Source organism: Ulvibacter litoralis (assembly GCF_900102055.1).
GTDB classification, from domain to species: domain Bacteria; phylum Bacteroidota; class Bacteroidia; order Flavobacteriales; family Flavobacteriaceae; genus Ulvibacter; species Ulvibacter litoralis.
The window spans coordinates 558,509-580,133 of record NZ_FNBA01000001.1; the positions used below are offsets into that span (position 1 = coordinate 558,509).

Here is a 21,625-nt window from a genome sequence, read left to right on the forward strand (position 1 = left end):
TTGGTTGGTTAGTTGAAAAAACCCCTAAGTCTACAGTAGATTTAGGGGTTTTATTTAATTTTTATTTCTGAAAGCTTGCGTTTTTACTACACTACTTTAATAATGAAGTAGTTTTTCTTACCACGTTGCAACAACACAAATTGGTTGTTGATTAAATCTGAAGTTGAAACACTAAATGCATCTGTAACTTTTTCTCTATTTACAGAAATTGAATTCTCTTTCAAGGCACGACGCGCTTCACCGTTCGATTTTAAGAAGCCTGTCTTTTCTGCTAAAGCTCCTATAATATCCAACCCAGCTTCAATTTCTGCCATTGGCACTTCTGTTTGTGGAACTCCGTCAAACACATCTAAAAAGGTTTGCTCGTCTAGTTCTTTTAAATCGTCTGCTGAAGAATTACCAAATAATATTGCAGAAGCTTTCACTGCTTTCTCATATTCTTCTTCATTGTGAACCGTACACGTTACTTCTTGTGCCAAACGCTTTTGAAGCAAGCGCATGTGCGGCGCTTCTTTGTGTTCAGCAACAATTGCTTCAATTGTTTGTTGATCTAAGAATGTAAATATTTTAATGTATTTCTCAGCATCATCATCACTAGTATTTAACCAGTATTGGTAAAATTTATAGGGTGAAGTTCGTTTTGCATCTAACCAAACATTTCCACCTTCACTTTTTCCAAACTTGCTTCCGTCACTTTTAGTAATTAACGGACAGGTAAGTGCGTACCCTTTACCTCCACCAATACGACGAATTAATTCGGTACCCGTTGTGATGTTTCCCCATTGATCGCTACCGCCCATTTGAAGCGTGCAACCTTCATTTTTATACAAATGCAAGAAGTCATATCCTTGTACCAATTGGTATGTAAACTCTGTGAAAGACAATCCGTCAGCATTCTCGCCCGTCAATCTTTTTTTCACAGAATCTTTCGCCATCATATAATTTACCGTAATATGTTTTCCAACATCACGAATAAAATCTAAAAATGAAAACTCTTTCATCCAATCGTAATTATTTACGAGTAAAGCTTGATTCTCGGCTCCCGAATTAAAATCTAAAAATTGTGACAATTGAGCACGTACACATTCTTGATTGTGGCGTAATGTTTTTTCATCTAAAAAATTACGTTCATTAGATTTTCCCGAAGGATCACCAATCATTCCCGTAGCACCCCCTACCAAAGCAACGGGTTTATGTCCGCATCTTTGATAAAAAGACAACAACATAATAGGTACTAAATTACCTATGTGAAGTGAATCTGCTGTTGGATCAAACCCAATATACGCGGCGCGCATTTGCTCCATTAAATGGGTTTCTGTTTCTGGCATTACATCATGGACCATTCCTCTCCATTGTAACTCTTCTACGAAATTTTTTAGTTTCAAAATTGTGTCTTTTTTTAATAATTCAACAAAGATAGTCGGATATGGCTAAAAGATGAAAGTATATTACAAAAAAGACTATTTTTGAGTATATGATTTTAGTTACGGGCGGCACAGGATTAGTAGGTTCACATTTGTTGTATTTTCTTCTGAAAAACAACGAGTCAATTCGTGCGATACACCGAAAATCAAGTAATATACAAGCCGTTAAAAAAGTGTTTTCTTTTTACACTGAAACTCCTGAAGAAACACAGTCGCTTTTCAACAAAATTGAATGGGTAGAAGCCGATATTACTGAAATTCCTTCACTTTCCGAAGCATTTAAAAATATCACCAAGGTATATCATTGCGCTGCATACATAAGTTTTGACCCCAAACATTATTACAGACTTAAAAAAATAAACATTGAAGGTACTGCCAACGTAGTAAACCTTTGTTTGTCTCATAAGATCGAAAAAATGATGTATGTGAGTTCTATTGCAACCTTAGGAAAAGAACTTAATAACGCACCTATTTCTGAAGCTACCGAGTGGAATCCTGAAACAAAAAATAGTGTGTATGCCATTACTAAATACGGTGCCGAAATGGAAGTTTGGCGTGGAACTCAAGAAGGACTAAATGCAATTATTGTAAACCCTGGAATTATTTTAGGTTCTGGATATTGGAATTCTGGTAGTGGTGTTATTTTAAAATCGGTCGCTAAGGGAATCCCTTTTTATACGCCTGGCGGAATTGGCATTGTGGATGTTAGAGACGTTGTAACTGTACTCATTTCGCTCATGAAAAAAGCGGTGATAAACGAACGGTATATACTCGTAGGTAAAACGGTATCTTACAAAGATTTCCTTACCGAATTGGCAACCAACCTCCATCAAAAACCACCTACAAAAAAGGCTTCGAAATGGTTATTAACGATTTTTGCAGCTTTAGATAGTGTTGTAAGCACTCTTTTTGGCACAAAACGGAAGTTGTTAAAAACCACGATTACTTCGCTTTACAATTTTTCTATTTACGACACTTCTAAAATAGAAAAAGAGTTGAATTTTACATTTACCCCTTATAAAGAAACAATCGCTAGAGTCGCGACTAATTACCTTCAGAAAGACCTACGGAAGTAATGCTTCTTGCGGATCTATTAAGTTTTGCTTTGGTTTTTTTTGAAGCAGATTCGGTGTAACCTCAACACTATCCACCTTTACACCATCAATACTATCTTGTTTCCGTTGGGCTTCTTCACGTTGCAAACGAATTTTTTCTAAACTATCTACTTCTTTTTTGTAACGTACCATCCGTTCTTCAACTTTCAAAAATAATTTATTATACATCCCTAAATCTGAAGTATAATAGGCATTAGTTTCTGCAAATTGTGTGCTATCAATTCCATACTTTAGATAAACAAACTTTTCTAAGGCCAATTTTTTTTCAATAATAATTCTATTGTCTATACTCCGTGCCGCATTAATGAGATAGACTTCTGTCATAATTTCGACCATTTTATCTTCAGGAATTAAATTTGCAGGCATTTCGGGACGTTTTACATCCTGACACGCCAACAAGCAAAAACAAAAAACAATAGCTGTAATGTATTTCATTATCGGTTAAATGTTAATCGTTCTGGTACGCTCTTATTTGGGAATTTTCCGTTTTCATACACCAAGACTCCATTCACAATAGTATGCGTAACTCGCGATTTAAACGTAGTTCCTTCAAACGGAGACCAACCGCATTTGTATAGTATATTCTCTTTATTAACCGTCCAAGGCGCAAATGGATTTACCAAAACGACATCGGCTTTATACCCTCTTTTAATATACCCTCTATCTTTAATTTGAAACAAAATAGCAGGATTGTGTGCTGTTTTTTCAACCAACTTTTCCACCGAAATAAATCCTTTATGATGCATTTCGAATAAGGCTGCTAATGCATGTTGCACCAAAGGACCTCCAGAAGGGGCTTTTGTATAATTATTATTTTTCTCCTCTAGTGTATGAGGTGCGTGATCTGTAGCAATAACATCAATACGATCGTCGAGCAACGCTTTCCACAAACCATCTTTATCTTTTTGTGTTTTAACGGCTGGGTTCCATTTTATTTTAGTGCCCTTGGTTGCATAATCTTGGTCGGTAAACCACAAATGATGCACACAGACCTCGGCTGTAATTTTCTTTTCTGAAAGTGGTTTTTTGTTGCTAAAAAGATGCGTTTCCTTTTCAGTAGAAAGGTGAAACACATGCAATCTAGCACCTGTTTTTTTTGCCAACTCAATTGCTTTAGAAGAAGAAATATAACACGCTTCTTCACTTCGAATTAAAGGGTGTTTTTCAATCGGAATATCCTCTCCAAATTCTGCTACATACACAGACATGTTTTGCTTGATTGTTGTTTCGTCTTCACAATGCGCCGAAATAAGCAAATCAGTTTTACTGAAAATTTCTTCTAAGGTTTCAGGGTTGTCCACCAACATATTTCCTGTAGAAGATCCTAAAAACAACTTAAGTCCCGCTACTTTTGAAGGATCTACCTTTAAAATTTCATCTAAATTGTCGTTGGTACCTCCAAACATAAACGAATAGTTTACCCAAGAGGTTTCTTTTGCGATTGCAAATTTTTCTTCCAACAAATCAATTGTGGTTGCCTGCGGAACAGTATTCGGCATTTCAATAAAAGACGTAATTCCGCCCGCTGCTGCCGCTTTAGATTCGGTAGCTATATTCGCTTTGTGCGTAAGGCCCGGCTCTCTAAAATGCACTTGGTCGTCAATCATTCCAGGAATTAGATAGCAGCCATCGGCATCAATTACTTTCGTGTCTGCCGATTTTACACTAATGCTTTCAGCAATTTCAGCTATACGATCGTCTTGAATAAGAACATCTCCATTGATGATGGTTCCCTCGTTTACTATTTGCGCGTTTTTTATTAAAATTGTGTTCATTAGATATCTAGGCTGTTAAACAGGCTTTTAAATTTCATTTTTAATACTCCAAAAATAGCTTCAGAAATAATTCCTGAACTCATTTTAGATTCTCCCTTCGTTCTATCGGTAAATACAACAGGCACTTCTTTTATTTTAAAGTTACTTAAATAGGTTTTGTATTTCATTTCTATCTGAAACGCGTATCCTATAAAGTGTATTTTATCTAAGTTGATCTTTTCTAAAACAGCACGTCTATAACAGATAAAACCAGCTGTGGTATCGTGAATTTCCATTCTAGTTACAAATTGGACGTATTTTGAAGCCAACCAAGAAAGTAATACCCTACTCATTGGCCAATTTACAACATTTACCCCTGTTACATAGCGTGAACCAATTGCCATGTCAAAACCTTCTTTTTCGCAAGCATTATACAACCGAATTAAATCGTTTGGTTTGTGTGAGAAATCGGCATCCATTTCAAAAATATATTGATAATCGCGTTCCAATGCCCATTTAAAACCTGCAATATAAGCTGTTCCTAATCCACCTTTCTTCTCGCGTTCTAACAAAAAGACACGTCCCTTGTATGCTTCAAAAAGCTGTTTCACCGCTGCGCCCGTTCCGTCGGGTGAGTTATCGTCCACCACTAAAACATCGAATTCACGTTGCAACGAAAAAACATTCCGAAGCAATCGTTCAATATTTTCAATTTCATTGTAAGTGGGTATTACCACTAAAGCGTTGGACATGCTCCTTTTTTAAGGCAAATGTACCGTTTTTTTGACTATTATATGTTAGAGAAAATCTAATTCAACTCCTTTTTACACGTTTTAATTTACAGTACCTTTATCCCAAAATTTAGAGTGCAATACGTAGAGCGTTATACCGAATCCTTAGATTGGATCACCCTTTTTTTAGTTGGGTGTGTCGTGCTTTATACGATTGCTAAATATGCGTATCCAAAAAGATTTGATGAGTTTATATTACTCCCTATCAACAATAAATACTTTTTTGTTCATGGAAAAAATGACGATATAAAGCACCCTTTTAACATCTTATTGTTTATCAATCAAGTAATTTCTGTAAGTATTTTTTTGTTTTTATTTTTGAAAGTTATGCGTCCAGAAGTGTTAAAAACGAATCCTTGGTTGTTTCTTCAGATCTGTTCAGGTTATTCAATCTTTATATTAATTAAGTTTTCAATAGAAAAAATTGTAGGCTCCATTTTCTCTATTGATGCACTAATAAACAACTACTTATACCAAAAATTAAGCTACCGAAATCTTCTCGCAATTGCTTTATTTATTGGGAATCTTATCTTTTTTTACACTCTAGAACCTTCCCTAAATATTTTACTTAGCTTTATCGCAATTATCCTCATTTTAAACGGCATTGCCCTCTTTAATAGTTACAAGTCAATTGGAAAAATAATTTTGGCTAATTTCTTCTATTTTATTTTGTATCTTTGCGCTCTTGAAATCGCACCTTATTATATATTATACAAGGTGTTACATTAGCGTAGTAGGAAACATAAAAATATTGATTGTATGAAAGTGAAAACTATTTTAGTTTCGCAGCCAGAACCTAAGGTTGAGAACTCTCCATATTTTGATTTAATTGAAAAACAAAAAGTAAAAATTGACTTTGTTCCTTTTATCCATGTAGAAGGTGTCTCAGGAAAAGATGTTCGCTCTCAAAAAGTTGATCTTTCGCAATTCACAGCCATTATTTTAACTAGTAGAAATTCTGTAGATCATTTTTTCAGAATTGCAGAAGAACTTCGTTTTAAAGTGCCAGATACTTTAAAATATTTCTGCTTGAGTGAAGCAGTTGCTTACTACCTGCAAAAATATGTGGTATACAGAAAGCGAAAAATATATGTTGGTAAAAGAACATTCCCTGAACTTTCTCCACTCATAAAAAAATACAAAAACGAAAAGTTTTTACTTCCTACTTCCGACAAACTAAAACCAGAAGTACCAGCAATACTAAACGAATTAAAAGTAAACTGGAAAGAGGCTACATTTTACAAAACCGTTGTAAGCGATTTAAGCGGACTTCGAAATGTGTATTATGACATATTAGTTTTCTTTAGCCCTAGTGGAATCGAATCATTGTTTGAAAACTTCCCAGATTTTGAGCAAAATGACACTAGAATTGCTGTTTTTGGTAACACCACAGTGAAAGCTGCGGGCGAAAAAGGGCTTCGTGTAGACATTCACGCGCCAACACCAGAAACACCTTCTATGACAATGGCATTGGAAAAATACATTAAAGAAGTAAACCATAAAAAATAACATCCTTCTTTAAAATGACGAATAAAAAAAGGCTTACCAAACGGTAAGCCTTTTTTAGTTTATAGATATTGTCTTCTGGTTATCCCGCTATAGGAGCTCCAGATAAAATTTCATCATTTGCATACTCTTCAAACTTCGCAAAGTTTTCTTTAAACGAAGCTGCCAATTCGTTGGCTTGAATATCGTACGCTTTTTGATTCTTCCAAGTTCCTTTCGGATTTAAAACTTCACTTGGCACATTTTCACAGCTTTGTGGTACTTGTAATCCAAAAATAGGATGTTTCTCGAAAGCTACATCTTTCAGTTTACCGTCAAGAGCAGCCGTAATCATAGCACGTGTGTACTTTAATTTCATTCTGCTTCCAACACCGTAAGGACCACCTGTCCAACCTGTATTTATTAACCATACATTCACACCAGCATCTTTCATTTTCTTACTCAACATCTCGGCGTACTTTGTTGGATGTAACGGCATGAAAGGCGCTCCAAAACAAGCTGAAAAGCTTGGTGTTGGTTCGTTAATTCCTTCTTCAGTACCTGCTACTTTCGCTGTATAACCACTAATAAAATGATATGCAGCTTGACCCGGCGTGAGCTTAGAGATTGGAGGCAATACTCCAAAAGCATCTGCTGTTAAAAAGAAAATATTTTTAGGGTTTTCTCCAATAGAAGGCACTTGAATATTTTCAATATGATAAATTGGGTAACTTACACGTGTGTTTTGTGTGATAGAAGTATCTTCAAAATCAACTTCCCCTTTTTCATTCATAATTACATTTTCCAAAATTGCTCCTGGCTTAATGGCATTATAAATATCTGGCTCATTCTCTTGCGAAAGATTAATCACTTTTGCATAGCAACCTCCTTCAAAATTGAAGATGGTGTTTTCTGCTGTCCATCCGTGTTCATCGTCTCCGATTAACTTTCTTTCAGGATCTGCAGACAAGGTTGTTTTACCCGTCCCTGATAATCCGAAGAAAATAGCGGTTTCACCATTATCACCAACATTTGCAGAACAGTGCATAGGCATTGTGTTCTTATCAACTGGAAGAATAAAGTTTAATGCAGAAAAAATTCCTTTTTTAATTTCTCCTGTATATCCTGTTCCTCCAATCAAGGCGATTTTTTTGGTAAAGTTTAAGATCGCAAAATTGTGTTGTCTTGTTCCATCCACAGCAGGATCTGCCTTAAAATCTGGAGCATTTACAATCAGCCATTCTGGATCAAATCCTTGCAATTCTTCTTCCGTAGGACGTAAAAACATGTTATGTGCAAACATATTAGACCAAGGATGTTCGGTAATTACACGAATGTTTAACTTGTATTTTTCATCTGCACAAGCATAACTATCTCTCACAAAAACTTCTTTTTCTGAAAGGTAGCTGGTAACTTTATCATACAGCTTGTCGAACTTGTCTGTTGGGAAAGGAATATTGATATTCCCCCACCATACTTTGTCTCGAGTTACATCATCTTTTACGATAAAACGATCCTTTGGAGATCGCCCCGTAAACTCGCCAGTATTTACAGCCAAAGCACCACTACTCGCAAGTTTTCCTTGCCCTTTTTCTAATGTTTTGTTGTGGAGTTCCTCAGAAGAGAGTTGATAATTAATTTTTGCATTTTTGATTCCGTAAGCATCTAGCGAAATCGTTTTCGTAGTTTGGTTATTAGTGACCATACTTTGTTTTAATTGTTGTGACTGCAAAAATAATAAATCTGAAAGAGATAAGCTGTTTAAATTAATAAATTTATCCCTATTTCATTGTTAATAATCCAAAAGTCAATCGCAACCATCCAATTATAAAGAGCAAACCTCCAATGGGAGTAATCGGTCCAAGAAAAGAAACCTCAAAAGGAAGAATAGACTTTAAGGCCAATAAATAAATTGATCCTGAAAAGAAAATGATTCCGAAGACAAAAAACAAAAATACCCATTTACGGGTTGTAACTGGTATGGCCGACGCAAAACCAACTACCAATAAAGCGAGCACATGATACATTTGATATCGAACCCCTGTTTCAAATGTTGCCAACGAAGCACTATCCACACTATTCTTTAATCCATGGGCTCCAAAAGCACCAATAGCTATTGTTAAAGCAGCTAAGATACTTGCTGTGACAACTATTTTTTTATCTATATTACTCATCGGATACGGTACATTTTAGTACTTTCGCTAGCACATAACGAATACAACAAAGTTAACGAAAAACTCACAAATGAGAAACATTTTAATCATAGGAGCAGGGCGCTCGGCCACAAGTTTAATCCGATATTTATTAGAGAAATCGGAATCTGAAGAACTTTATATTACTATTGGTGATATTTCTATTCAGAACGCACAAAAACTTACCGAAAACCATCCCAATGGAAGAGGTATTTTTCTAGATGTTTTTAATGAAACACAACGTAAAGAAGCTGTCGAAAATAGTGATTTAGTAATCTCTATGCTCCCAGCTCGTTACCATATTGAAGTTGCTAAAGACTGTATCGAATTTAGAAAACACCTTGTTACCGCTTCTTATGTTAGCGACCAAATGCAACTACTAGATCCTATGGCGAAAGCAAAAGGATTGGTTTTTATGAACGAGATTGGTTTAGACCCTGGTATAGATCATATGAGTGCCATGCAAGTGATAGATCGCATCCGAGACAAAGGTGGTAAAATGCTATTGTTCGAATCATTTACAGGTGGTTTAATTGCTCCTGAAAGTGATAACAACTTATGGAATTATAAGTTTACATGGAACCCGAGAAATGTGGTACTTGCCGGACAAGGAGGCGCAGCCGAATTTCTTCAAGAAGGAAAATACAAATACATTCCCTACCATAGATTATTTAGAAGAACCGAATTTATTTCTGTGGATGACTACGGAAAGTTTGAAGTCTACGCCAACCGAAATTCATTAAAATACCAGTCGGTGTATGGCCTGGACGATATTTTAACTCTGTACCGAGGAACCATTCGTCGTGTTGGCTTCAGTAAGGCTTGGAACATGTTTGTACAACTCGGAATGACAGACGATACTTATACCATACCTGATTCTGAAAATTTATCGTACCGCGAATTCGTAAATTCATTTTTACCATACTCACCAACAGATAGCGTTGAGTTGAAGCTACGTCATAATCTGAAAATTGACCAAGACGATTTAATGTGGGATAAAATTTTAGACCTAGACATTCTAAACGGCGAAAAGAAAATCGGAATTGCAGATGCTACGCCTGCACAAGCACTTCAGAAAATTCTAGAAGACAAATGGACACTAGACGAAGACGACAAAGACATGATTATTATGTACCATAAATTTGGGTACGAATTAGACGGCAAAAAATACCAAATAGATAGTAATATGGTCTCTATTGGCGACGATCAAACCTACACCTCTATGGCCAAAACTGTTGGATTGCCAGTGGCTATTGCAGCACTTAAAATTTTAAATGGAGAAATTACAACTCCTGGAGTTCAAGTCCCGATTTTAAAAGAAGTGTACGAACCAATTTTAAAAGAATTGGAAAGCTACGGAATCACTTTCAAAGAAACGGAAACTCAATATTTAGGGTACAACCCAAACAACGTTGTGGCTTAATACTGAAAGGTAAGCACCATTTAATAGTACTTAATTGCTCTGAAGAAGTTCTTTTTTTCAGAGCAATTTATTTTTTAATAAATCTGAATCATTTGTTATTTTAACGAATACGCAGGTAAATAAAACTCGAACGTACTCCCTTCATTGGGCACACTTGTAATCGTTATATTGGTTCCATGCAATTCCATGATTTTTTTAACTATCGCCAAACCGAGTCCGATGCCTTTTTTCTTTTGAGAGGTTTCATTTTGTCGGAAGCGTTCAAAAATATACTTCTGATCCTCTTTCGCTACGCCCGGACCTGTATCCTTAATTTTCACGACAACATTTTTCGCATCATGCGCCACAATTATTTCGATGACTCCATTAGAAGGGGTGAATTTAATTGCATTGTCCATTAAATTCTGAATCGCGCGCTCTACAAGGCTAATATCTGCAAACACCAAAGGGGTTTCACCCACAACGGCAACTTTTAGATCAATATCCTCTTCACGCGCCAACCCTTGATAATTGGAATGGATATCATAAATTAGATCTGTTATTGGAAAAGGTTCGTTTATAGGTTTTGTTTGTTTTGCTTCCAATTTTGAATATTCAAACAACTGCGAAACCAACTTCGTAAGCTGTTTTATATTTCTTTCAATAATAGCTACGTATTCTGTTTGTTCAGTTTCGCTCAAGGTATGCTTCTTAATCTGAAGCGTTTCAATATAGCCTTGCATAACTGCCAACGGTGTTCTTAAATCATGAGACACATTGGCGATGAGTTCTCTTCGCAAAACATCTACCGATTTAATTTCTTCCATATTTCTGGAAATAGTATCTGCCATTTCATTAAAAGTAACCGCCAACGTAGCCAAATCAGATTTTTCAGCATTGGGTATTCTACTTTCAATATCTCCATCACGAAATCGTTTCACATGATAAATAACCGTTCTCAAATTTTTGGTAAGAAACCACACACTAAGCCACCCTAAAAGGATTAAAAAAAGCATTGTAAGGATTGTGGCCGCAGTACCAAGTTTCAGAAAATAGCTAGATACTAATGAATTGTAAACATTCTGATACGCTTCACCCGCCAATACAATATAAATATAGCCTTGATAACCATCTTTCTCATAATGAGCCGCAGAAAATATCTTCTTCTCGCCCGGATTTCGAGGGTCATCTCCCAAAATATGTATCTTCTCTTCGCTTGCTACAAACTCCTTGATCGGCTTTAAATCTACATGCTTGGAGGGTTCGTTCGGATTGGAATGATCGAGCACTACGGAATACAAAATTTCTCCTTGTTCATTCAACAAATACACTTCAATCGCCCTATTCACAGCCATCATATCGTGCATAATGTCACCAAAAAGCGGACTATTTACACTTCCATCTTCCAAAAAGGGAGAAGCATCTTTAAATTTTTCATCAATTAAATGTTCGGCAACATTTGCATTTAACTTTTGAGCTGTTTCTTGCTGAAATTTACTTCCGAAGAAAATAGAAAGCACGATATACGTTATTCCCATTAACACAATAATCAAGAAAAACGAAATGCTCAGTTTGGTAATCAGCTTGTTTGAAATCGTAGTATTTTTCATTAGAGTTTCGGTATATCTTCGTTAAACTTATAACCTACACCCCAAGTGGTAATAATGTAAGTGGGTTTTGCCATTTCGGGTTCAATTTTTGCCCGAAGACGGTTTATATGTGAGTTTACAGTATGCTCGTACCCTTCAAAATCGTAGCCCCAAATAAGACTCAACAGTTGTGATCGGCTAAAACTTTTTCCGGGACTAGCCGCCATCAAAGCAAGCAATTCAAATTCTTTTGGAGAAAGCTCTACGCGCTGACCTTTCTGAATAACTTTCCGTTTCTCTAGGTTTATTTCGAGTCCGTCAAACTTCAATTCAGAAATAGTTTCGTTTGCGACCGACTTACGGTCCATCTCAGAACGCCGAAACACAGCTTTCACACGAGCGATAAACTCACGAACACTAAAAGGTTTTGAAATATAATCGTCTGCACCAATCTCTAACCCCAAGACTCTGTCAATTTCTTCTGTTTTGGCGGTTAGCATAATTACGGGAGTGCTTTGCTTGGCTCTAATTTGCCTACAAACTTCAAAACCATCCATAATAGGCATGGAAATATCAAGAATGACCAAATCTGGTTTTTCGGTAAGAGCGAGATCAAGACCTTCTTTGCCGTTGTATGCCTTTAAAACTTCACAATCAATATCACGTAGATGAATTTCAATTAAATTGATAAGTTCCCTATCATCTTCTATAATCAATACTTTTTTCATCTCTTTAATTTGAACAACGATTCTACATTTTATTTTTCAGTGCTAAATGAAGCTTTTTATATCACAAAACTATCACATCCTTCTTTTTTGAATCACATTATATATACTACTACAAAATACAACTAAAAATTGGGGCACATTTTTGAAGGAAAATAGGCTTCAGAAAAGAGTATCACAAAACCGTTATTATTTCGTGAGACTATTGCAATACTATAGGTCGTGCTTTGCAATAGAAACAAACAAAAACAATATTATGAAAACAATTAAAAAAATTATGCTTGGCTTACTCGCAGCTCCAGCCTTACTACTGGTAGGATGTAGTAGTGACGATGACGCGACTCCACAAAACGGAAACCTAACCTTAGCGATTACCAATTTAGAAGATTTAGGAACCAATGCACGTTATGAAGGATGGCTTCTTGTAGACGGAACACCTATTTCAACGGGAACTTTTTCGGTTGATGCTAGCGGTGTATTATCAGAAACATCTTTTTCAGTAGCTACGGAAACGCTCAATGATGCCACAAAATTCATTCTTACTGTAGAACCAAATCCGGACAGCGACCCTGCTCCGTCGGCTCAAAAATTAATCGCGGGAGACTTTAACGGAACTACTGCAGCCGTCTCAACTTCTGTAGCACCCGCTATTGGAGATTTTAGTTCTGTTGCTGGATCCTTTTTTCTTCGTAGTCCAACAGACGAACCTGTAGGTTCTGTAAACAACGGAAATGACGAAAGCGGTGTTTGGTTCGGACTTCCCGGAGCGCCACCAACTCCAGATTTTACACTTCCAACACTTCCTGAAGGATGGGTATATGAAGGATGGGTTGTTGGAGAAACAGGTCCCTTATCAACAGGTCAATTTACTGCATTCGACACTGTCGATTTAAATGCAGGCGCTAGTAGTAGTTTTAGCGGAACAGAACAGGTAGGCCCTCCAATTCCAGGAGAAGACTTTTTCAACAATGCTCCCACAGGAGAAACTTTTCCTTTGGATATTCGCGGTAGAACTGTAGTTATAAGTATCGAACCGTCTCCAGACAATAGTCCGGCACCATTTTTACTAAAGCCTCTTGCTGCTGTCGCTGGCAATGACACCGCTCCTGCGACTTACAGTTTTAATCAAAATCTTGGCTCGTTCCCTACAGGAACAGTAACACGATAGTTTTAATTGTTTTTTTGCTTCTGAATCTGAAATGATTCAGAAAAACTCCCCAATTCATTACTAATAGAAAATGCCCGCGAAAACGGGCATTTTTTTATTCTAAATTTTTTATGTTTTTGAAGTTTATCGTCTTCCTAAGAACATACTTATAAAATAAAGTAAGGTTGCTAACGATCCTATCGCAGCGACAACATACGTACGCGCTGCCCATTTTAAAGCATCTTTTGCACCAGCATGTTCTTGCTGAGTAACCATATTTTTATCTTCTAACCACGCCAATGCTCTGTTACTCGCATCAAATTCTACCGGAAGCGTAATAAACGAAAAAGCCGTTGTTACCGCAAAGAGTAAAATTCCGATGAAAAAGATCGTATTTCCTAACATCGTTCCCGTAGCAGACAATACAAGTCCGGCCATGATTACAATGTTCGATAGCTTGCTCGAAATACCAACTGCGGGTACAATTTTAGAACGCAACGTTAACCAACTATACGCTGTGGCATGTTGTACCGCGTGTCCGCATTCGTGCGCTGCTACTGCCGCTGCCGCTGCATTGCGTTGCGCATATACCGCTTCGCTTAAATTTACTGTTTTATTTACTGGATTGTAATGGTCTGTAAGTTGTCCTGCGACAGAAATCACTTTTACATCGGTGATTCCGTTATCGGCTAACATTTTTTCGGCAATTTCTTTACCGCTCATTCCATTTTGTAAATGTACTTGTGAGTAATGCTTAAACTTACTTTTAAGCTTATTACTTACATACATACTCACCAAAAAAATGGCTCCTGCTAAAATATAATATCCAATCATTGTTGTTTTGTTTTTTAAATCTAATAAAAGATACTACAAAAAGTATGCTAGATTTTATCCCACAATATTTACAATCTTTCCAGGAACAATAATCACCTTTTTAGGCGTGCGTCCTTCTAGATATTGTTGTGTTTTCTCATGTGCCATTACTGCTGACTCAATGTCATCTTTACTCATATCTAATGGTAACTCTAGCGTAAATCGCATCTTTCCATTGAATGAAATTGGATATTCTTTTGCACTTTCTACCAAATGTTTAGCTTCAAAAATAGGGAAAGCTACTTCCGAAATACTTTCAGAATGTCCTAACAAACTCCAAAGCTCCTCTGCGATATGAGGTGCATACGGAGAAATTAATACCACCAACGGCTCCAAAATTTCTCTACTTGTACATTTTTGAGCCGATAATTCGTTTACGGCAATCATAAAGGTGGAAACCGACGTATTAAAACTGAAGTTTTCAATATCCTCTTGTACTTTTTTAATGGTTTTATGCAGTGTTTTTAAACTGTCTTTGCTCGCAGCGTCTTCCGATACAGAAAAACCTTCTTCAGCACCTGAATGATACAATTTCCACAATTTTTTCAGAAAATTAGAAACCCCTGTAATTCCAGCAGTACTCCAAGGCTTCGCTTGCTCTAACGGACCTAAAAACATTTCGTACATACGCAACGTATCGGCACCGTACTGCTCGCAAATCGCATCTGGATTCACCACATTGTACTTCGACTTCGACATTTTCTCCACCTCGCGTGTTACCTTAAAGCTTCCGTCGTCTTCCGTGATAAACGTAGCGTCTTTAAAGTCTTCACGCCAGTTTTTAAAAGCTTCAACATCTAAATTATTATGAATATCAACAAAAGAAACATCAGTATGAATCCCTTGAACCTTTTTATCTTTTATTTTCGAAGCTGTAACAAACGTATTTTCACCTTCAATTCTATTTACAAAAGCACTTTCACCCAAAATCATTCCTTGGTTGATCAACTTTTTGAAAGGTTCGTCTACTTGTAAATGCCCTAAATCGAACAATACTTTCACCCAAAAACGACTGTATAACAAGTGACCGGTAGCATGTTCGCTTCCTCCTAAGTACAAATCGACATTCCCCCAATACTTCATAACTTCTTCTGAAGCCAATGCTGTATCATTTTGTGGATCCATATAACGGAACAAGTAACAACTACTTCCCGCCCATCCTGGCATGGTGTTTAATTCTAACGGAAAAACCGTAACATCGTCAATGAGCGAATTGGCTACTACTTTATTGGTTGTAACGTCCCACGCCCAAACATCGGCGCGACCTAAAGGCGGCTCTCCAGTTTCGGTTGGCAAGTATTTTTCTATTGCTGGTAATTGAATCGGTAAATGCTCCAAAGCAATCATTTGTGGCATTCCGTTTTTATAATATACTGGAAAAGGCTCTCCCCAATAGCGCTGACGTGAAAATACAGCATCGCGCAATCGGTAATTAATTTTTCCAGTTCCTGCTTCTTTTTGCTCTAAAGCTTCAATGGCTTTTTGAGTTGCTTCCGCATACCCAAGACCATTTAAAAAGTCACTATTTGCAATAACAGTTTTGTCTTTATCGGCGTATGCTTCTTCAGAAATATCGACACCTTCAAAAATATTCGGAATCGCAATATCAAAATGTTTTGCGAAATCGTAATCACGTTGATCCCCGCAAGGTACACTCATTACCGCTCCCGTTCCGTAGCCAGCCAACACATAGTCTCCAATCCAAATAGGAATTGCTTCTCCTGTAAAAGGATGCTCGGCATAGGCACCTGTAAACGCACCACTAATGGTTTTTACGTCTGCCATACGCTCGCGTTCGCTTCGTTTTGCAGTGGCTTCAATATAATCTGAAACTGCTGTTTTTTGTGCTTCCGTAGTCAGTTTTGCAACCAAATCGTGTTCTGGCGCTAACGTCATAAAACTCACTCCAAAAATAGTATCAGGACGTGTGGTAAATACTTCAATGGTTTCGTCGCTGTCTTTCACTTTGAAGGTAACACTCGACCCTTTCGATCTTCCAATCCAGTTGGTTTGTGTGTCTTTAAGCGGCTGTGGCCAGTCGATGGTATCCAATCCGTCTAGTAAACGTTGGGCATAGGCAGTAATACGCATGCTCCATTGTTTCATTTTTTTACGCACCACGGGATGTCCACCACGTTCTGAAACGCCATTGACAATCTCGTCGTTCGCAAGTACTGTTTTTAGTTCTGGACACCAATTTACTTCCGTTTCAGCCAAGTAAGTGAGTCGGTATTTAAGGAGTGTTTTTTCTTTTTCTGCTTCGGAAAATGCATTCCATTCGTTGGCAGTAAAAGGAGTTATATCGGCTTCAGAGGCAACTTGTACGGTTGTATTTCCTTCCGAAGAAAAAATAGTTACTAGCTCTGAAATAGGACGTGCTTTGTCTGAAGCTTTATCGTACCAACTTTCAAATAATTGAATGAAAATCCATTGTGTCCATTTGTAATAGCCAGGATCTGAAGTTCGCACTTCGCGACTCCAATCGAATGAAAATCCAATTTTATCTAACTGTTTTCTATAGCCTTCAATTTTGGTTCCTTGGTTGTCAACGCCGCCTTCAATATTCACTTTAGTTGTTTCTGAAGGATGCTGCCCTGTCTGAATTGCATACTGCTCTGCAGGCAATCCAAAACTATCGTATCCCATTGGATGCAACACATTGAAACCTTGATGACGCTTGTACCGAGCGTACACATCACTTGCAATATACCCCAGCGGATGTCCAACGTGCAGTCCCGCTCCCGAAGGATAAGGAAACATATCTAACACATAATATTTAGGTTTTTCTGTGTTATTTGTCGCTTTGAACGTTTGGTTTTCTGCCCAATATTTTTGCCATTTAGACTCGATATCGTTGAAGTAATATTTGCTCATTTTTCTAGTTTCTTAAGAAGCGCAAATTTACAAGTATTGTACGAAAGACAAAACTTTAAACGTTACTTACTTGCAGGTGTAAAATTCATTGTATTTTTACCGTTAGAATCAAAATTATTATATGGCATCTTCTTTTGAAAAATATCAAAAACGCAGATTAATATCGTCTTACTTTTCGGTAGTAATTAGTATTTCCTTGGTCCTATTTTTATTAGGTTTATTAGGATTATTAGTACTGAACACCAAAAAAGTAGCAGATCACTTTAAAGAAAAAATAGCACTCACCATCTATTTAAAAGACACCGCCAAAGAGGTTGAAATCACACAGTTAAAGCAAAGTTTAGCCTTGGCCGAATACACAAAATCTGCCGAGTATATCTCAAAAGAGCAGGCTGCCGAAGAGCACAGCGCTACTATTGGCGAAAATTTCATGGAGTTTTTAGGGTACAACCCTTTACAAAATAGTATCGATGTTTATTTATTGGCCGATTATGTTTCGCCAGAAAAATTAGAAGAAATCACTACCGAATTAGTCGCCAAAAATTTTGTAGACGAAGTGGTGTATGACAAGCCTTTAATTGCGTTGCTTAACGACAACGTGAAAAAAATTAGCCTTTGGGTTTTAATCATAAGCGGCTTGTTTACATTTATTGCTGTATTGCTTATTAATAGTTCTATCCGACTTTCAGTATACGCGAAACGATTTACAATCAAAACCATGCAAATGGTGGGCGCGACCAAACGCTTTATTCGAAGACCTTTTATTTGGAAAAGTGTAAAATTAGGGGTTCTAGGCGCTATTTTAGCAATGATTGGAATGGCTGCGGTTTTGTTTTATTTAGACAAAAGTTTTCCAGAATTACAATTGCTAAGCGACGAAGTGCTTATCGGACTTCTATTTGCTTTTATCTTTTTTATGGGACTGTTTATTACGTGGATTAGCACCTTTTTTGCAACCCAACGTTTTTTAAACCTACGAACCGACGAATTGTATTATTAAAAAAGGGTAAATTTGCACCCGAAACCTAAAGTATATCAATTATGGGAGAGAAGAAACGAAGAGAAGAAACACAAATGCCTTTTGTATTTGAGCGTAAAAACTACAAATTCATGCTAATTGGTATTGCCGTTATTATTCTAGGTTTTATCTTAATGACAGGCGGAGGAAGCGACGATCCTAATGTGTTTAATCCTGCTATCTACAACTGGCAACGTATTCGTTTGGCTCCAGCGCTGATTTTAATTGGCTTTGGAATTGAGGTGTATGCCATTTTACTGAACCCTCATAAAAAAGACTAATTTATGGACGCATGGGAAGCCATTATTCTCGGTATTATTCAAGGATTTACCGAGTTCTTACCTGTTTCATCTAGTGGACATTTAGAACTAGGAAAAGCCATTTTAGGAGATACTTCGGTACCCGAAGAAAGTCTTTTATTTACCGTAATTCTGCACTTCGCTACTGCTTTAAGTACCTTGGTTGTTTTTAGAAAGGATGTATGGGAAATAATTAGCGGCTTACTAAAATTTAAATGGAATGAAGAGACTCAGTTTACTGTAAAAATTATAGTATCCATGCTGCCTGCTGTCATTATCGGATTGTTATTTGAAGAACAACTAGAATCCTTTTTTGGAGGAAATATCGCTTTTGTGGGTGCTATGTTAATTGTAACTGCAGTATTGCTTTGGTTTGCAGATAGAGCCAAAAGCACAGGCAAACCAGTAACCTTTAAAAATGCATTTATTATCGGGATTTCACAAGCCATCGCTATGTTGCCTGGTATTTCTCGAAGTGGCGCTACCATTTCCACCTCAGTACTTTTAGGAAATGATAAAAGTAAAGCCGCAAGATTTTCCTTTTTAATGGTTGTTCCGCTTATCTTCGGAAAAATTGCAAAAGACATTTTAAGTGGCGATTTAGCTTCAGAAAGTGCTAACTTTTCAACCTTAGGACTCGGATTTATTGCAGCTTTTGTTTCTGGATTAATTGCCTGTACTTGGATGATTTCACTGGTGCGAAAAAGCAAACTAAGGTATTTTGCCGTGTACTGCATTATTGTAGGGATTATCGCAATTGCTGTAGGATTATACCAATAAGATGAACGCAGAAGACTACAAGGAAGGACAACTTATCTTAATAGACAAACCGCTAGACTGGACCTCGTTTCAGGTAGTGAATAAAGTCCGTTGGCTTATTAAGAAGCAATTTCAACTTAAAAAAATTAAAGTTGGACATGCAGGAACATTAGATCCTTTGGCGTCTGGACTTCTTATTCTATGCGCAGGAAAGTTCACCAAGCAAATTGACACTTACCAAGCGCAAGTAAAAGAATACACTGGAACGATCACCTTAGGAGGCACGACACCGAGTTACGACTTGGAAACAGAAATTGATCAAACCTTTGATATATCAGGGATTACTTCGGAAGAAATTATAGCCGCAACGCATCAGTTTACAGGAGACATTCAGCAGCAACCACCAATTTTTTCTGCGTTAAAGAAAGAAGGAAAACGTTTGTACGAATTTGCTAGAGCTGGTGAAACCGTAGATATTCCAAAGCGAGACATTACGATTTCAGAATTTGAAATTACCAACATTACATTGCCAAACGTTGAATTTAGAGTGGTTTGCAGCAAAGGAACTTATATTCGATCGCTGGCACACGACTTCGGAAAAGCTTTAAACAATGGCGCCCATCTTTCGGCATTACGAAGAACCAAAATCGGAGACTTTTCAGTTGAAAACGCAATTTCTATTGAAGCTTTTGAAGCAAAATTGACCGAAGAAACGGCATCATAGCCACCCGCAAATTGCAATTGCAATTTGTTAAATGCATCAAAACGCTTCTCATTTTCGCCTAAATTCTATAAGTTTCCCTAAATTCGCTAAATATTTCAGTACTTACAATGAATTTTAATTATTCATATCGCGCCTTTTTAATCACTTCGTTACTCTTCGGAATTTTGTTTTTAGCCTTCAAAAGCATAAAACTTTCAAAATACAAAGTAGTTCCTGAAGAAAGCTTTGATATTGAATATGCGGTTATAGAAAATGAAGTAGAAGACGATATGGCTTCGGTTCCGAAGAAAACCATTAAAATTCAAACCAACAGAGCCTTTAATGAAGCTGAAAAATTTATTTCAGAAATAGAAAACGAAGAACGTATTTTAACGGAAGAAACCGACGGACTCAAAGAAGAGTCAGCATCTGAAAGCAATGAGAGCGACACCAATGCTTCTGCAGGAGATTTAGCCCTTCAGAAAAAAAAGGTTTCAGAAGTCAAGAAAAAAACCTCTAACGGTTCCAATAAAACTGAAAAAGTTTCAGTAACAAAATCGGCAAATAGAAACAGTACCGTTAGTTATCGTTTGGTAAACCGAAATGTGATAGACCTTCCAAATCCAGTATATACTTGCGGTAGCTACGGAAAAGTTGTCATAAACATTGAAGTGAGCGCCACTGGGAAAGTGGTTAAAAGCAAATACAACGAAGCGAGCTCTACCACCTCAAATGCCTGCCTTATAGATGCCGCTTTAGACTATGCAGATCAAACCAGATTTACCACAGAGGCTAATAAAGACAAACAATTAGGATCTATTACGTATAATTTTCAAGGACAAAATTAGCTTATATACTTTGTTAAATCTTCGATGGTACTTTGTCCTTTATCTTTATTGTACCATACTTGCAATTCTTGTTTAAATTCTGGAGTTAATAATCCGTGAGCTTCTTTAAATTCGGTTACCATCTTGGTTGCTTTTTCGGGTCTTGGTCCCCAAACACCTTGAATCGAATTTGACGTTTTATCAAAAACAACAAGTTTCGGAATAGACATAGCGCCGTTGGTTAAAAATGCATTCATCAAATCAGGATTTTCATCTCTTAAAACCACACTGAAATTGATTTTATCAGATAACTGAGCAACTGCATTCATAACAGGCATTGTTTGCGCCGCATCACCACACCAACTTTCCGTAATCACTAACCACTCGAGGGGCTCTGCAGTGTTTTTAAACAGTTCTAAAGCACTTTCTGGAACTTTCACTGTCTTGTCTAGACGTCGCATTCGCGCATCGTTAAGCACTGTGTATTGCGCCAAACCTTCATTTTGAACGGGTCCGGTATTGGTACCTTCTAACACATGATTTGCTACTAAGTCTCTATATTCTTTATATGAAATTGCTTTCTTCAAGCCTTCAGCCACTAAGGTTTCTGGCGTTTGTAATTCAATTGTTTTTTCCATAATCATTAAG

The 21,625-nt window shown here is 37.1% G+C and carries 21 protein-coding genes; 10 read left to right on the forward strand and 11 right to left on the reverse strand.

Going from position 1 to position 21,625, the window contains the following annotated elements; genetic code table 11:
• Positions 1–86 precede the first annotated feature (86 nt).
• On the reverse strand, positions 87–1,385 hold the full coding sequence (gene tyrS / locus BLQ00_RS02595; RefSeq protein ID WP_093140104.1) for a tyrosine--tRNA ligase: 1,299 nt from the start codon (positions 1,383–1,385) through the stop codon (positions 87–89).
• A gap of 89 nt (positions 1,386–1,474) precedes the next feature.
• Here tyrS and BLQ00_RS02600 point away from each other — a divergent pair, with 89 nt between their 5' ends.
• Positions 1,475–2,500, forward strand: a complete 1,026-nt coding sequence (locus tag BLQ00_RS02600; RefSeq protein WP_093140107.1) for an NAD-dependent epimerase/dehydratase family protein — start codon at positions 1,475–1,477, stop codon at positions 2,498–2,500.
• On the opposite strand, the gene BLQ00_RS02605 is transcribed toward BLQ00_RS02600, so the two are convergent.
• From BLQ00_RS02605 to BLQ00_RS02615, 3 genes are read right to left on the reverse strand one after another with little or no spacing between them, the layout of a single operon-like run.
• Entirely contained in the window at positions 2,489–2,974 is a 486-nt protein-coding gene (locus BLQ00_RS02605) for a DUF4296 domain-containing protein (protein ID WP_093140109.1), read from the reverse strand. The genes BLQ00_RS02600 and BLQ00_RS02605 overlap by 12 nt on opposite strands.
• On the reverse strand, positions 2,974–4,314 hold the full coding sequence (locus BLQ00_RS02610) for a dihydroorotase (protein ID WP_093140112.1): 1,341 nt from the start codon (positions 4,312–4,314) through the stop codon (positions 2,974–2,976). The genes BLQ00_RS02605 and BLQ00_RS02610 overlap by 1 nt, the downstream gene beginning before the upstream one ends.
• Positions 4,314–5,045 carry a polyprenol monophosphomannose synthase gene (locus BLQ00_RS02615; protein ID WP_093140115.1) on the reverse strand — a complete coding sequence of 244 codons (732 nt, stop codon included), beginning with the start codon at positions 5,043–5,045 and terminating at the stop codon, positions 4,314–4,316. The genes BLQ00_RS02610 and BLQ00_RS02615 overlap by 1 nt, the downstream gene beginning before the upstream one ends.
• A gap of 114 nt (positions 5,046–5,159) precedes the next feature.
• Between BLQ00_RS02615 and BLQ00_RS02620 the strand changes: the two genes are divergently transcribed.
• Complete coding sequence (locus BLQ00_RS02620; protein ID WP_175445401.1) at positions 5,160–5,813, forward strand: DUF4271 domain-containing protein; 654 nt, start codon at positions 5,160–5,162, stop codon at positions 5,811–5,813.
• Positions 5,814–5,843: 30 nt separating this feature from the next.
• Positions 5,844–6,593 (forward strand): uroporphyrinogen-III synthase, encoded by a 750-nt coding sequence (locus tag BLQ00_RS02625; protein WP_093140120.1) that lies wholly within the window; start codon positions 5,844–5,846, stop codon positions 6,591–6,593.
• Between the two features lie 79 nt (positions 6,594–6,672).
• Here the strand turns inward: BLQ00_RS02625 and pckA are convergent, their stop codons facing one another.
• Both pckA and BLQ00_RS02635 read right to left on the reverse strand, forming a co-directional pair.
• Entirely contained in the window at positions 6,673–8,274 is a 1,602-nt protein-coding gene (gene pckA / locus BLQ00_RS02630) for a phosphoenolpyruvate carboxykinase (ATP) (RefSeq protein ID WP_093140123.1), read from the reverse strand.
• A 76-nt stretch (positions 8,275–8,350) separates the two neighbouring features.
• On the reverse strand, positions 8,351–8,743 hold the full coding sequence (locus BLQ00_RS02635) for a DUF423 domain-containing protein (protein ID WP_308425254.1): 393 nt from the start codon (positions 8,741–8,743) through the stop codon (positions 8,351–8,353).
• Positions 8,744–8,813: 70 nt separating this feature from the next.
• On the opposite strand from BLQ00_RS02635, the gene BLQ00_RS02640 reads away from it, so the two are divergent.
• Positions 8,814–10,184, forward strand: coding sequence for a saccharopine dehydrogenase family protein (locus BLQ00_RS02640; protein WP_093140125.1), 1,371 nt, complete (start codon positions 8,814–8,816; stop codon positions 10,182–10,184).
• Between the two features lie 95 nt (positions 10,185–10,279).
• Here BLQ00_RS02640 and BLQ00_RS02645 read toward each other — a convergent pair whose 3' ends face one another.
• On the reverse strand, positions 10,280–11,773 hold the full coding sequence (locus BLQ00_RS02645) for a sensor histidine kinase (protein ID WP_093140128.1): 1,494 nt from the start codon (positions 11,771–11,773) through the stop codon (positions 10,280–10,282).
• Positions 11,773–12,480, reverse strand: coding sequence for a response regulator transcription factor (locus BLQ00_RS02650; RefSeq protein ID WP_093140130.1), 708 nt, complete (start codon positions 12,478–12,480; stop codon positions 11,773–11,775). The genes BLQ00_RS02645 and BLQ00_RS02650 overlap by 1 nt, the downstream gene beginning before the upstream one ends.
• Positions 12,481–12,733: 253 nt before the next feature.
• Here BLQ00_RS02650 and BLQ00_RS02655 point away from each other — a divergent pair, with 253 nt between their 5' ends.
• Entirely contained in the window at positions 12,734–13,645 is a 912-nt protein-coding gene (locus BLQ00_RS02655; protein WP_217629419.1) for an anti-sigma factor, read from the forward strand.
• 123 nt (positions 13,646–13,768) lie between these two features.
• Here the strand turns inward: BLQ00_RS02655 and BLQ00_RS02660 are convergent, their stop codons facing one another.
• Both BLQ00_RS02660 and leuS read right to left on the reverse strand, forming a co-directional pair.
• The gene (locus BLQ00_RS02660; protein WP_093140132.1) at positions 13,769–14,458 is read right to left on the reverse strand and encodes a zinc metallopeptidase; all 690 of its coding nucleotides are present in this window, start codon (positions 14,456–14,458) and stop codon (positions 13,769–13,771) included.
• Positions 14,459–14,512: 54 nt separating this feature from the next.
• Complete coding sequence (gene leuS / locus BLQ00_RS02665) at positions 14,513–17,371, reverse strand: leucine--tRNA ligase (protein ID WP_093140134.1); 2,859 nt, start codon at positions 17,369–17,371, stop codon at positions 14,513–14,515.
• A 121-nt stretch (positions 17,372–17,492) separates the two neighbouring features.
• On the opposite strand from leuS, the gene BLQ00_RS02670 reads away from it, so the two are divergent.
• From BLQ00_RS02670 to BLQ00_RS02690, 5 genes are all read left to right on the forward strand, one after another.
• Positions 17,493–18,371 (forward strand): cell division protein FtsX, encoded by an 879-nt coding sequence (locus BLQ00_RS02670; RefSeq protein ID WP_093140136.1) that lies wholly within the window; start codon positions 17,493–17,495, stop codon positions 18,369–18,371.
• Between the two features lie 41 nt (positions 18,372–18,412).
• Positions 18,413–18,670 carry a DUF3098 domain-containing protein gene (locus tag BLQ00_RS02675; protein WP_093140139.1) on the forward strand — a complete coding sequence of 86 codons (258 nt, stop codon included), beginning with the start codon at positions 18,413–18,415 and terminating at the stop codon, positions 18,668–18,670.
• Positions 18,671–18,673: 3 nt separating this feature from the next.
• Positions 18,674–19,468, forward strand: coding sequence for an undecaprenyl-diphosphate phosphatase (locus BLQ00_RS02680; protein WP_093140142.1), 795 nt, complete (start codon positions 18,674–18,676; stop codon positions 19,466–19,468).
• 1 nt (position 19,469) lies between these two features.
• Positions 19,470–20,171 (forward strand): tRNA pseudouridine(55) synthase TruB, encoded by a 702-nt coding sequence (gene truB / locus BLQ00_RS02685; protein WP_093140145.1) that lies wholly within the window; start codon positions 19,470–19,472, stop codon positions 20,169–20,171.
• 107 nt (positions 20,172–20,278) lie between these two features.
• Complete coding sequence (locus tag BLQ00_RS02690; RefSeq protein ID WP_093140148.1) at positions 20,279–20,998, forward strand: hypothetical protein; 720 nt, start codon at positions 20,279–20,281, stop codon at positions 20,996–20,998.
• Here BLQ00_RS02690 and BLQ00_RS02695 read toward each other — a convergent pair.
• On the reverse strand, positions 20,995–21,615 hold the full coding sequence (locus BLQ00_RS02695; protein WP_093140151.1) for a thioredoxin family protein: 621 nt from the start codon (positions 21,613–21,615) through the stop codon (positions 20,995–20,997). The genes BLQ00_RS02690 and BLQ00_RS02695 overlap by 4 nt on opposite strands.
• Positions 21,616–21,625: the final 10 nt, after the last annotated feature.